Consider the following 11,523-nt stretch of genomic DNA (forward strand, 5'->3'; position numbering starts at 1 on the left):
CCCCCACCCGAGAGGATGCTCATGCCAGCAGCGATCGAAGTACGCAAGGTCCCGATCCACTCCGTCGCCGACGCCAGCGAGCTCGAGAAGCTCATCGCCGACGGCGTGCTGGAGGCAGACCGCGTCATCGCGATCATCGGCAAGACCGAGGGCAACGGCGGCGTCAACGACTACACGCGCATCATCGCCGACCGCGCGTTCCGCGAGGTGCTCGTCGCCCAGGGGACGCGCTCGCCGGAGGATGTCAAGCAGGTCCCGATCGTCTGGTCGGGCGGCACCGACGGGGTCATCAGCCCTCACGCGACGATCTTCGCGACGCTGCCCGACGACGCCGTCGAGCCCACCGACGAGCCGCGCCTGAGCGTCGGCTTCGCGATGAGCGACGTGCTGCTGCCCGAGGACATCGGGCATACGCCGATGATCGAGAAGGTCGCGGAGGCCGTCAAGGTCGCGATGGAGCGCGCGGGCATCACCGATCCTGCGGACGTCCACTACGTCCAGACCAAGACACCGCTGCTCACGATCGACACGATCCGCGATGCCAAGTCGCGCGGCAAGTCTGTGTGGACCGAGGACACCCTCGCGTCGATGGACCTGTCCAACGGCACCACCGCGCTCGGCATCGCCGTCGCGCTCGGCGAGATCGAGATGCCGACCGACGCCGACGTGATGCACGACCGCTCGCTGTACTCGTCGGTCGCGTCCTGCTCCTCGGGCGTCGAGCTGGACCGTGCGCAGGTCGTCGTGGTCGGCAACGTCCGCGGCATCGGCGGCCGCTACCGCATCGGTCACGGTGTCATGGACGACGCGCTCGACGCCGACGGCATCTGGGACGCGATCCGCTCAGCCGGCCTCGACCTGCCCGAGCGTCCGCGTACCAGCGACCTGGACGGCAAGCTGGTCAACGTGTTCCTCAAGTGCGAGGCCAGCCAGGACGGCATGGTCCGCGGGCGCCGCAACGCGATGCTCGACGACTCCGACGTGCACTGGCACCGCCAGATCAAGGCGGCCGTGGGCGGCGTGACCGCTGCGGTCACTGGTGACCCGGCGGTGTTCGTGTCGGTGTCGGCGGCTCACCAGGGGCCGGACGGGGGCGGCCCCGTCGCCGCCATCGTCGAGGCCTCCTGACCGCCTCTCAAGCCCCGGTGGCGTGGCCGATGGGGGTGGGCCACGCCACCGGCTCGGCGTACCGGTGCCACCGGGTGACTAGGACGCCGGCTGCTCGTCGACCTTGAAGCCCATGCCGACCGTCGAACCCTCGACGGACTCGGCGGTGACGGTGACCCCGTAGACGGTGTTGTCACCTGACACCCGCAGCTCGCACCGCAGCGTCGCGCCCTTCGTTGCCTCGAGGTCGTCGGGGCAGGTGATCTCGGGAGTCACACCCACCTGCGCGCCGAGCGCCTTCTCGGCCTCCTTCTCCACGTCCGACGCCTTCACGGCGCCACCTCCGCACGCCGAGAGCGTCAGCCCGAGGGCGACGGCGAGTGCGGACAGGGCGAGACGCGAGCGGTGTCGTAAGGCGGGGGTCGACATGGCCGTCGCTAGTCGGCCGTGCGGCGTTCTCAGCGTTCGGCCCGCTCCCACGCGCGCAGCAGGAAGTCGACCGTCGCCGCCGGCTGATCGACGGCGGGGGAGTGGCCCGCGCCTTCGATGACCACGACCTCCGTGCCGAGCCGCTCGGCCATCTCGTCCTGCACCGCGTACGGCCACGCGTCATCGGCGCTGCCGCGTGCGAGCGCGACCGGCACGCCGCTCGCCGCGAGCGCCCCGACCTGGTCCGGGGTGTCGAGCAGGTGCGTGGCGATCGCCGTGAGCGACTCGGGGACGCTGGCGAGGAACCGTCGCTTCACGAAGGCCTTGAGCTGCGGCGGTGCGTCGATGGCGGCGTTCCGCTGCGCGAAGACGACCTCGAGACCCACGACCGGCACGGCTGCCACGAAGGCGCGCAGCATCCGCACCGCCGCGTCCGGGTCGTCCGTGCGCGCCCGCACCCCGGCGTCGCCGAAGCCCGCGGGCCCCGAGCACAGCAGCGCGAGGCTCCGCCAGGCCGAGGTGTCGTCGAGCACCGCGTGCTGCGCGACCAGCCCGCCGAAGGAATGACCGACGAGGTGCGAGGCGCCGTACGGGGCGAGCGCCTCCTGGATCGCGAGCGCGTCCGCGGCGAAGCCTCGTACGGTGTAGTCGTCGTCGGGTTTGCCGGGTGTCTCGTACTGGCCCCGCTGGTCGTACGAGGTCGCGTGCCAGCCGGCCTGCGCGAGCAGCGGCAGGACGAACGCGAAGTCTTCCTTGCTGCCGGTGAACCCGGGCACGAGCAGCACGTGGCCCCGACGCGAGGTGCCAGCGGGGACGGGGGCGTCGAGCGCCGCGAACGTCCCGCGCGCGGTCGTGACCGCCCGCGGCGTCAGGGCTCCGAACGCCTCGGGGTCGGGTGAGGAGGTCATTCGGACACCTTCCGGCCTCGCTTGGCGACCGCGGCGACCAACCCCGCCGGGGCGTAGCGGGCGATCGTTGCCAGGACCTTGTAGCGCGCCGTGGGCACCGAGATCGGCTTGCCGTTGTCGAGGTCGCGCAGCGCGCCGCGGACCTGCTGGTCGGTGCTCGTCCACATCCACCGCGGCACGTCGCTCGGGTCGACGCCCATCCGCTGGTGGAACTCCGTACGGACGAAGCCCGGGCACAGCGCGGTCGTGACGACGCCCTCTGCGGCGAACTGGATGTTCATCCACTGGCTCAGGTTGACGATCCAGGCCTTGTGGGCCGAGTAGGTGCCGCGCGGGGTGAACGCGGCGACGCTCGCGACGTTGAGGATCTGGCCCGACCGGCGCGGGCGCATGACGTCGAGCGCCGCGGCCATGAGGTCCATCGGAGCCTTGACCATCAGGTCGAGCTGCGCGTCCTCGGCGGCGACGTCGGTGTCGCCGAAGAACTTGCCGATCGACGATCCCGCGTTGTTGACGAGCAGGTCGATCCGGTGCTCGCGGACGGCATCGGCGACGCGTGCGACGCCGTCGCGTGTCGAGAGGTCGGCAGGCACGACGTGGACCGTACGGCCGGTTGCGCGCAGCTCGGTCGCGAGGGCGTCGAGACGGCCCTCGTCGCGGGCCACGAGCACGACGTCGTCGCCGCGCGCGGCGAGCGTGCGGGCGAAAGCCAGGCCGATGCCGGATGTGGCGCCGGTCACCAAGGCGAGAGACATGGGCAGATCCTTGCAGATCATGAAGAATGGCCGACGTGACACCTCACACCGCGGACACACCGAGCGGCGCGCGGGTCCTGGCGGTGGCTAACCAGAAGGGCGGCGTCGCCAAGACCACGACGGTCGCGTCCCTGGGTGCAGCCCTCGCCCAGCGGGGCAAGCACGTGCTGCTGGTCGACCTCGACCCGCAGGCGAGCCTCACGTTCTCCCTCGGTGTCGATCCCGAGGAGCTCGACCTGTCCGTACGCGAGGTGCTGCTCGGCGAGAAGGAGCCGAGCGACGTCATCGTCGTGACGGACGAGGCCGTGCACCTCCTCCCGTCGACGATCGAGCTCGCCCAGGCAGAGGAGACGCTCGCGACCCGCACGGGACGGGAGCAACGGCTGCGTGTCGCGCTGGAGAGCGTGGCCGGCGACTACGACTGGATCATCCTCGACTGCCCGCCCTCGCTCGGCGTGCTGACCGCGGCGGCGCTCACGGCGGCGACGGACCTGCTGATCCCGCTGCAGTGCGAGACGCTTGCGCACCGCGGTGTGGGCCAGCTCCTCGACACGGTGCACGACGTACGGACCTACACGAACCCGGGCCTGCGCATCCTCGGTGTGCTTCCAACGGCCTACGACGGGCGTACGAAGCACGCGCGTGCCGTGCTCGAGGCGATCACGTCGTCGTACGGGCTGGACGTCGTCGAACCCGCGATCCCGAGGACGGTGCGCTTCGCCGAGGCACCCGCGTACGGGCAGTCGATCCTGCGGACGGCGGCCAGCCATCGAGGGGCGCAGGCCTACCGCGACGTGGCCGACGCCCTCCTCGCATCCTGACCCTACGAGCGCACCCGCGAGTCGTCTGTTGGGCCTCCGAGACCCGCCCTTCTTCACGACCTCCAAACCCCGTACGCTGACCGCGTGACCACGCGCGGTGACCGTCCTGGGAATTCGGGGGGACGACACAGTGCGCAGCGTGCCCGCCGCCGGACCTGGCGGCTGTGGAGCGCCGCGTTCGTGGTCGCAGGCCTCGGTGCGAGCGCGGTCGCGTTCTACGACGACGCGCTGCCCCTGCTCCCGGTCGGCGCGACCGGCGGGACTGCGGCGGCGCCGCTCGCGGGCGAGATCCCGTTCGCCGCAGGCGTCTCCGCCTACACGCCCGAGGTGCCGCCGGCTGTCGAGACGCCGGTCGATCCGCCTGCGTCGCGCAGCGCCGACCGTCCCGCGGTCCCGACGCCTGCACCCAGCCCCGAGCCCGTGGCGACCGCGGCCGCGGCGCCGCCGGCAGTGCCTGCGGTGCCGGCGAAGTCCGGTGAGGGTCGACGCATCGTGTTCTCGATGAGCGAGCAGAGGGTGTGGCTGGTCAAGGCCAGCGAGCGCGTCGCCCGGACGTACGCCGTCTCCGGGAGCAAGCACGACAACCTCGACCCCGGCTCGTACGAGGTCTACTCGCGCTCACGCCACGCGACGTCGTACGACTTCGGCAGCACCATGGACTACTTCGTCCGGTTCACGCGCGGCGACAACGCGCCCATCGGCTTCCACACGATCCCGGTCGACGAGGACGGGAAGGCGCTCCAGACGCGCTCCCAGCTCGGCAAGCCGCTCTCGTCCGGATGCGTGCGCCAGTGGCGCAAGGACGCGATCGCGCTGTGGGAGTTCGCGCCGGTCGGCACGACGGTGGTCGTCGTCGCCTGACGTGCGTCGGGCCTCAGAAACGGCGGTGCCTCAGCGTCCACAGGTGATCGACCTGTGGACGCTGAGGCACCGATCCGTGCGTGGGAGTGGGGTCACTCGCCCCCGTCAGCCGCCACGGGTGCTGCGCCGTCGGCGGAGCTCCCGCTCGAGGGACGACGACGCCGGCGACGACGACGCGGGGCGTCCGAACGCTCCTCGCCGGACTCTGGAGGAGCACCGGCATCGGCAGTGGCAGCAGCCGGTGCGGCCGCACCGGACGACTCGCCACCCGAGGCATCCGCGGTCTCATCGACCGGCTTGCCGCCGCGGGTGCGGCTGCGGTTGCGACGCGTGCGTGCAGGACGCTCGCCGTCGCGGTCGGTCCGCTCGCCGCGGGCCGGACGGTCGGCCTTGGGCGCGACCGGAGCCGGAGGCTTGAGGCGGCCCGTCACGTCGGCGGAGATGCCGAGGTCGTGGAAGACGTGCTCCGACGTCGAGTACGTCTCGACCGGCTCGTCGAAGGGCAGCCCGAGGTCGCGGTTGATCGTCTTCCAGCGTGCCACGTCGGCCCAGTCGACCAGCGTGATCGCGTTGCCGCTCTTGCCGGCGCGCCCCGTCCGTCCGATGCGGTGGACGTAGGTGTTGGAGTCCTCCGGGCAGCTGAAGTTGATGACGTGCGTGACGTCGGCGACGTCGATGCCGCGGGCGGCGACGTCGGTCGCGACCAGCGCGTCGATCTTGCCCTCGCGGAACTTCGCCATCGCCTTCTCGCGCGCCACCTGCGCCATGTCACCGTGCAACGGTGCGGCGTTGAAGCCACGCTCGACCAGGTCGTCGGCGAGGCGCTGCGCCGCGCGCTTCGTCCGCGTGAACACGACCGCGCGACCGAAGTCGTCGGCCTGCATGACGCGGGCGACGATCTCGGGCTTGTCGAGGTCGTGGGCCTGGTAGACGAACTGCGCGGTGGCCGGCACCATCGCCGAGTCCGTGCTGGACTCCGCGCGGATGTTGACCGGGTGCCGCATGTGCGTACGCGCGAGCGCGACGATCGCGCCCGGCATCGTCGCCGAGAAGAGCATGGTCTGGCGCAGCTCCGGCGTGCGCGAGATCAGCGCCTCGACGTCGGGCAGGAACCCGAGGTCGAGCATCTCGTCGGCCTCGTCGAGGACGAGCGCCTTCACGTGGGAGAGGTCGAGCGCCTTGCGCTTGGCCAGGTCGAGCAGGCGACCCGGGGTGCCGATGACAAGCTCGACACCGTTCTCGAGCGCCTCGAGCTGCGGCTCGTACGGGACACCGCCGTAGACGGTGAGCACGCGCGTGCCGCGCTTGGCGGAGGCGGCAGAGACGTCGGCCGACACCTGGAGCGCGAGCTCGCGGGTCGGGGCGATCATCAGCGCCTGCGGCTTGCCGGGCGCCGACAGCATCTCGAACTCGGGGTCGTGCGGGGCGATCGCGCGCTGCACGACGGGGATGGCGAAGGCCAGCGTCTTGCCCGTACCGGTACGGGCCTGTCCGATCAGGTCGTTGCCGAGCAACGCGATGGGGAGAGTCATCTCCTGGATCGGGAATGCATCGATGATGCCCTGGGTCTCCAGGGCTTCGACGATCTCTGGGAGAACGCCCAGGTCTTTGAACGTGGTCAGGGGTCTACTCGTTTTCTTTGTCGAACGTGCCGCGCGTCTTTGGCGGCCTGGTCTCCTGTGGTCGTACGCGGCGCCGGACCCGGCATCGGGACGGCGCATGCACGCGACCGCGCGGCCCGGCGACTGCATTGTGGTGGTTGATCCACGCCTGGGCACTACCAGTCTATCCCCTTGCCCTGACCGGACGGGCAGGCTCGCCCCGGACGCAGGTGGCTAGGCTGCCGTCATGGCCGATTCGACGAGCTCCTCTGACCCTGACGCCGCTGCACGCACGCCGCTGCTCGACGGCGACCCGCTCTACCGCGAAGGCGTCATCGAGCTGCTCGGCGTCATCGCGTACGGCGAGCTGTCGGCCTTCGAGCGGCTCGCCGAGGACGCCAAGCTCGCACCGTCCCTGCGGGACACGGCCGAGCTCGCGCAGATGGCGAACATCGAGTTCTCCCACTTCCTGGGGCTGCGCGACCGGCTGGAGTCGCTCGGGATCGACCCGTACGAGGCGATGGCCCCGTTCGAGGAGAGCTTCACCCGCTTCCACGTCAAGACCGCGCCGGCGGACTGGCTCGAGGGTCTCGTGAAGGCGTACGTGGGCGACGGCCTGGCCGCCGACTTCTACCGCGAGATCGCGGCGTACCTCGACGTCGACACCCGGGCGCTCGTGCTCGACAGCCTGGCGGGGACGGGGGATTCCGCGTTCGTGGTGACGCGGGTGCGCGAGGCGATCGAGGAGGATCCGCGCGTCGCGGGTCGGCTCGCGCTGTGGGGCCGGCGGCTGATGGGCGAGGCGCTGAGCCAGGCGCAGCTCGTGGCCGCGGAGCACGACGGACTCACCGCGGTGTTCGTTGGTGGTGTCGATCGGGCGACGGGGATGGACCTGGCCGCGATCGGGCGGATGTTCGCGCGGATGACCGAGAACCACGCAGCGCGGATGGCCGAGCTCGGACTGCAGTCCTGAGCCCGGCCCCTCCGCTGGTCGAGTCCTAGGACTCGCCGAACCCGACCCGGCGGGCGCCGTCGCCCGAGAACTCGAGGTAGAGCACCTTTTCCACCGGCACCACGACGCTGCGGCCGCGGTCGTCGGACAGCGCCAGGAGACCATCCCCGGTGCCTGCGTCCTTGAAGGCCTGCAGGACCGCGTCCTGGCTCTCCTTGGTCTCCAGCGACAGCTCGCGCGGGCTGTGCTGGACGCCGATCCGTACCTCCACGTCGTGCCTCTCTTCTGTGTCACGGTGCGCACTCCGGGGCTGGAGGCGCAGGTTCACGCTATCTCGGGTCGCGCCGGGTGATCACGCGCGTTCGCTGCGCGCGTACGGGGCGTCAGTCGGCGTCAGGCTCGTCCGTACGGGGGAAGCCGCCGATCCCGCGCCACGACAGGGCGCTGACCATGCCGACCGCCTCGTCCTTGGACAGCGCCGAGCCCTGGTCGAGCCAGTAGCGCGCTCCGACGTGCGCCATGCCGACGAGGCTGACCGCGAGCAGCTCGGCGGCGACCTCGGGAAGGCCGGTGTCGTCGTGGATCACGGCCGCCACCGCCGACGCCGTCTCGGTGTTGACGCGGTCGACGCGCCGGCGTACCTCGGGCTCATTGGTGATGTCGGACTCGAACACGAGACGGAACGCGGCCTGATCGCTCGCGACGTAGCTGTAGAACACGTCGATGGTCGCCTCGACACGCGCCTTGTTGTCCTCGGTGGAGGCCAGGGCGTCGCGGACGGCGTCGACAACCGTGTCGCAGGCCGAGTCGAGCAGCGCGAGGTAGAGCTCGAGCTTGCCCGGGAAGTGCTGGTAGAGGACCGGCTTGCTCACGCCCGCACGCTCGGCGATGTCGTCCATGGCCGCCGCGTGGTAGCCGTTGTCGACGAAGATCTCGCGCGCCGCCTCCAGCAGCTGGGCTCGGCGGGCGCTTCGGGGAAGACGGCCGCCCCGGGGACGAGATGTCGTGGTGTCGGTCACGTCCTGATGGTATCCCGGTCCTACTCGCCGGTACGGGGGGCGCGTCGAGGCGTCCGGTTCCGGCCGTACCGGACAGACGCGGTCCGCAGAGCAAGACGGGTGTCCGCTCCTCGGGACGCGCCAGGCATCATGGGTGGAGGCGGCAGTGCCCCGCGGGAACACCGCGTCACCGCACGGTGTTGACGATCCGTACGGGGCACACGCGCCGTACTGACTGCACTGCACCCGACCGAGGAGACGTCGTGTCACTAGCACCCCTGGTCGAGCCCGCTGACGAGCTGACCGTCGACGAGGTTCGCCGCTACAGCCGACACCTGATCATCCCCGACGTCGGGATGGCCGGCCAGAAGCGCCTGAAGAACGCGAAGGTCCTCGTGATCGGCGCCGGCGGCCTCGGCAGCCCCGCGCTGCTCTATCTCGCGGCGGCGGGTGTCGGAACGCTCGGCATCATCGACTTCGACACCGTCGACGAGTCCAACCTGCAGCGCCAGGTGATCCACGGTCAGAGCGACATTGGCAAGTCCAAGGCGCTGTCGGCCAAGGAGTCCGTCGCCGAGATCAACCCGTACGTCCACGTGATCCTCCACGAGGAGCGTCTCGACGTCGACAACGTGCTGGACATCTTCGCCGACTACGACCTGATCCTCGACGGCACCGACAACTTCGCGACGCGCTACCTCGTCAACGACGCGGCCGTGATCCTCGGCAAGCCGTACGTGTGGGGCTCGATCTACAGGTTCGAGGGCCAGGTGTCGGTGTTCTGGGCGCAGGAGGGGCCGCAGTACCGCGACCTCTACCCCGAGCCCCCGCCGCCGGGCATGGTCCCGTCGTGCGCCGAGGGCGGCGTGCTGGGCGTGCTGTGCGCGTCGATCGGGTCGGTCATGGTCAACGAGGCCATCAAGCTGATCACCGGCATCGGCGACCCGCTGATCGGCCGGCTGCTCGTGTTCGACGCGCTCGAGATGCGCTGGACCGAGCTCAAGATCCGCCGCGACCCGAACGGCGAGCCGCCGACGGCGCTGCTGGAGGACTACGAGGCGTTCTGCGGCGTGCTGTCGGACGATGCTGCCGACGCCGCCGCCGACTCGACGATCTCCGTCACGACGCTCGCGGGCTGGCTGAAGGAGCGCGAGGAGGGGACGCGCGACTTCGTGCTCGTCGACGTGCGTGAGCCGAACGAGTACGAGATCAACAAGATCCCGGGCTCGGTGCTCATCCCGAAGGGCGAGTTCCTTGCCGGCAACGCGCTCGAGCAGCTGCCGCAGGACAAGCAGGTCGTCCTCCAGTGCAAGTCGGGCGCCCGCTCGGCCGAGGTGCTTGCGATCCTCAAGGGCGCGGGCCTCGAGGACGCCGTCCACGTCGGTGGTGGCGTCGTTGCCTGGGTGAACCAGATCGACCCCTCGCAGCCCTCGTACTGACGCTGTCCGCGCGTTCGCTGGGGTACCCCAGCGAAGCTGCACTGCCCCCACTGTGCGCAGTCGGGTCGGTGCGCTTTCGCTGGGGTACCCCACCCGGCGCACGAAGTTCGTTGTCCACAGGCGCGGATCCATGCCCTTCCGGCCACCCGTGAAGACAGGCCAGAGTTCACCGGCATGGATGACCTGCGAATCGTGGCGGAAGCGCGCGGCGGAGGCTTCACCACCGCCGATGCGAAGAGCGTCGGGGTCGGCGGGCGCGCGCTCAGCAGAGCGGTCGAGGATCGGGAGCTGATCCACCTGCGCCGCAGCGGGTACGCGTTCGCTGACACGTACCTCAAGCTGAGCCTCGAGCAACGCTCCCTCGTACGCGCACGGGTCGAGGCCGATCTCAACCCGGGACGCGCCGCGCTCTCGCATCGTTCGGCCGCACTCGAGCACGGCCTCCCGCTCGTCGACTATGACGTGCGGCTCGCCGACGTCGCCCGTCTCGACGGACAGTCCGGTCGCAAGACGTCGAGCGCCCGTCACCACGAGACGGTCGAGGCACGCGAGCTCGTCGAGATCGGCGGACGAACCGTCAGCGCTCTGTCGTGGGCCGTCTGGGAGGTCGGAACGTGCGGCGGGCCGGCCAGCGCTCTCGTGGTCATCGATGCAGCCCTGCACAGCGGCAAGACCGACATGGACGAGCTGCTGCGGGTCGGCGAGCACTTCGCTCACGTCAAGGGCTCCCCGGCCGTACGGACTGCGCTCGCGCTCGCCGACGCCAAGGCCGAGTCGCCAGGGGAGTCGTTGACCCGCTGGCTCTGCCACCTCTTCAAGCTCCCCATGCCGGAGTCGCAGGTCGAGGTGTTCGACCCGAGCGGCAGGCTGATCGGCCGGGTCGACTTCGCTTGGGAGGAGTTCCGGCACGTCGTGGAGTTCGACGGCAAAGTGAAGTACGGGCGCGGATTCGACCCGAAGAAGTCGCCGGAGCAGGTCGTGATGGACGAGCGCGCCCGCGAGTCGGCGGTCCGTCGCCAGCGATGGGGGATGACGCGGCTGGTCTGGTCGCAGGTGCACCCGCCGGTGGAGGCGACGGCACGCCATCTGCTGGAGGAGATGACGTGGTCACGGCGGCGTTATCTCGGCGCGTGACGGTCGGGCCGCAAGCCGGCAGCGCCCGCGGTTGGGGTACCCGAACGAACCCGCACCGACCCGAGTGTGCGCGGTGGGGTCGGTGCGCGTTCGCTGGGGTGCCCCAGCGAACGGACTGCGTGGGAGGGTGGGCGCGTGGGCGAGGCAGCGCGGTACGGGGGCGAGCAGCCGGAGGCGGAGCCGTACGACCAGGAGGCGTACGCGGAGGCGGTCCTGCGGATCGCCGAGCAGGTTCCGCCGGGGCACGCGGTCTCGTACGGGCAGGTGGCGGCGGCCCTGGAGCGCGGCGGCCCTCGGCAGGTCGGCAAGGTGATGGCGACGTACGGCGCGGCGGTGCCGTGGTGGCGGGTGATCCGCGCAGACGGGACGATGGCCGAGCCGATGCGTGCACGGGCGCGCCAGCACTACCTCGAGGAGGGCACGCCGCTGCGCAGCCGCCTCGACGAGCAGGTCCGCGTCGACATGCGCGCCGCGGCGTACGAGATCCCGAGAAGTGTCGGTCGGCTCTGATCGAATAG

General features: G+C 70.8%; 13 protein-coding genes. 7 read left to right on the plus strand and 6 right to left on the minus strand.

Features of this window, described 5'->3' with window-relative positions; translation table 11 throughout:
* Window positions 1-21 precede the first annotated feature (21 nt).
* On the plus strand, window positions 22-1,128 hold the full coding sequence (locus H4N58_RS05180) for a ring-opening amidohydrolase (protein ID WP_167248790.1): 1,107 nt from the start codon (window positions 22-24) through the stop codon (window positions 1,126-1,128).
* Between the two features lie 78 nt (window positions 1,129-1,206).
* Here the strand turns inward: H4N58_RS05180 and H4N58_RS05185 are convergent, their stop codons facing one another.
* Genes H4N58_RS05185 through H4N58_RS05195 form a run of 3 tightly spaced genes read right to left on the minus strand, consistent with a single transcriptional unit; the run spans window position 1,207 to window position 3,199 of the window.
* Window positions 1,207-1,536 (minus strand): DUF4333 domain-containing protein, encoded by a 330-nt coding sequence (locus H4N58_RS05185; RefSeq protein ID WP_167248788.1) that lies wholly within the window; start codon window positions 1,534-1,536, stop codon window positions 1,207-1,209.
* A 29-nt stretch (window positions 1,537-1,565) separates the two neighbouring features.
* A complete protein-coding gene (locus tag H4N58_RS05190) occupies window positions 1,566-2,444 on the minus strand; it encodes an alpha/beta fold hydrolase (RefSeq protein ID WP_167002054.1) in 879 nt (292 codons plus the stop codon).
* Window positions 2,441-3,199: an SDR family oxidoreductase gene (locus H4N58_RS05195; protein ID WP_167002056.1), complete on the minus strand. Its 759-nt coding sequence runs from the start codon at window positions 3,197-3,199 to the stop codon at window positions 2,441-2,443. Before H4N58_RS05195 ends, H4N58_RS05190 begins: the two co-directional genes overlap by 4 nt.
* 35 nt (window positions 3,200-3,234) lie before the next feature.
* Here H4N58_RS05195 and H4N58_RS05200 point away from each other — a divergent pair, with 35 nt between their 5' ends.
* Window positions 3,235-4,020, plus strand: a complete 786-nt coding sequence (locus tag H4N58_RS05200; RefSeq protein WP_243842903.1) for a ParA family protein — start codon at window positions 3,235-3,237, stop codon at window positions 4,018-4,020.
* Between the two features lie 84 nt (window positions 4,021-4,104).
* Window positions 4,105-4,881 (plus strand): L,D-transpeptidase, encoded by a 777-nt coding sequence (locus H4N58_RS05205; RefSeq protein WP_167002059.1) that lies wholly within the window; start codon window positions 4,105-4,107, stop codon window positions 4,879-4,881.
* Window positions 4,882-4,973: 92 nt separating this feature from the next.
* On the opposite strand, the gene H4N58_RS05210 is transcribed toward H4N58_RS05205, so the two are convergent.
* On the minus strand, window positions 4,974-6,413 hold the full coding sequence (locus tag H4N58_RS05210; protein WP_167248786.1) for a DEAD/DEAH box helicase: 1,440 nt from the start codon (window positions 6,411-6,413) through the stop codon (window positions 4,974-4,976).
* A gap of 316 nt (window positions 6,414-6,729) precedes the next feature.
* On the opposite strand from H4N58_RS05210, the gene H4N58_RS05215 reads away from it, so the two are divergent.
* Entirely contained in the window at window positions 6,730-7,455 is a 726-nt protein-coding gene (locus tag H4N58_RS05215) for a ferritin-like fold-containing protein (protein WP_167002063.1), read from the plus strand.
* A 25-nt stretch (window positions 7,456-7,480) separates the two neighbouring features.
* Here the strand turns inward: H4N58_RS05215 and H4N58_RS05220 are convergent, their stop codons facing one another.
* Together H4N58_RS05220 and H4N58_RS05225 are read right to left on the minus strand one after the other, a co-directional pair.
* Complete coding sequence (locus H4N58_RS05220; RefSeq protein ID WP_167002065.1) at window positions 7,481-7,705, minus strand: DUF3107 domain-containing protein; 225 nt, start codon at window positions 7,703-7,705, stop codon at window positions 7,481-7,483.
* Window positions 7,706-7,817: 112 nt separating this feature from the next.
* Window positions 7,818-8,453 carry a TetR/AcrR family transcriptional regulator gene (locus tag H4N58_RS05225; protein ID WP_167002067.1) on the minus strand — a complete coding sequence of 212 codons (636 nt, stop codon included), beginning with the start codon at window positions 8,451-8,453 and terminating at the stop codon, window positions 7,818-7,820.
* A 242-nt stretch (window positions 8,454-8,695) separates the two neighbouring features.
* Between H4N58_RS05225 and moeZ the strand changes: the two genes are divergently transcribed.
* The 3 genes from moeZ to H4N58_RS05240 all read left to right on the plus strand — a co-directional run bounded on the left by moeZ (window position 8,696) and on the right by H4N58_RS05240 (window position 11,515).
* On the plus strand, window positions 8,696-9,871 hold the full coding sequence (gene moeZ, locus H4N58_RS05230; protein ID WP_167002069.1) for an adenylyltransferase/sulfurtransferase MoeZ: 1,176 nt from the start codon (window positions 8,696-8,698) through the stop codon (window positions 9,869-9,871).
* Between the two features lie 174 nt (window positions 9,872-10,045).
* Window positions 10,046-11,005 (plus strand): type IV toxin-antitoxin system AbiEi family antitoxin domain-containing protein, encoded by a 960-nt coding sequence (locus tag H4N58_RS05235; protein ID WP_167248784.1) that lies wholly within the window; start codon window positions 10,046-10,048, stop codon window positions 11,003-11,005.
* Window positions 11,006-11,140: 135 nt separating this feature from the next.
* The gene (locus tag H4N58_RS05240; RefSeq protein ID WP_167002073.1) at window positions 11,141-11,515 is read left to right on the plus strand and encodes an MGMT family protein; all 375 of its coding nucleotides are present in this window, start codon (window positions 11,141-11,143) and stop codon (window positions 11,513-11,515) included.
* Window positions 11,516-11,523 lie beyond the last annotated feature (8 nt).

The organism is Mumia sp. ZJ1417 (assembly GCF_014127285.1).
In the GTDB taxonomy this organism is placed as follows: Bacteria; Actinomycetota; Actinomycetes; order Propionibacteriales; family Nocardioidaceae; genus Mumia.

What these genes read in the sequence shown, in the direction of transcription:
- H4N58_RS05180 (WP_167248790.1), top strand. Translation starts at nt 22, where the DNA reads ATGCCAGCAGCGATCGAAGTACGCAAGGTCCCGATCCACTCCGTCGCC.
- H4N58_RS05185 (WP_167248788.1), bottom strand. Translation starts at nt 1,536, where the DNA reads ATGTCGACCCCCGCCTTACGACACCGCTCGCGTCTCGCCCTGTCCGCA.
- H4N58_RS05190 (WP_167002054.1), bottom strand. Translation starts at nt 2,444, where the DNA reads ATGACCTCCTCACCCGACCCCGAGGCGTTCGGAGCCCTGACGCCGCGG.
- H4N58_RS05195 (WP_167002056.1), bottom strand. Translation starts at nt 3,199, where the DNA reads ATGTCTCTCGCCTTGGTGACCGGCGCCACATCCGGCATCGGCCTGGCT.
- H4N58_RS05210 (WP_167248786.1), bottom strand. Translation starts at nt 6,413, where the DNA reads ATGACTCTCCCCATCGCGTTGCTCGGCAACGACCTGATCGGACAGGCC.
- H4N58_RS05215 (WP_167002063.1), top strand. Translation starts at nt 6,730, where the DNA reads ATGGCCGATTCGACGAGCTCCTCTGACCCTGACGCCGCTGCACGCACG.
- H4N58_RS05235 (WP_167248784.1), top strand. Translation starts at nt 10,046, where the DNA reads ATGGATGACCTGCGAATCGTGGCGGAAGCGCGCGGCGGAGGCTTCACC.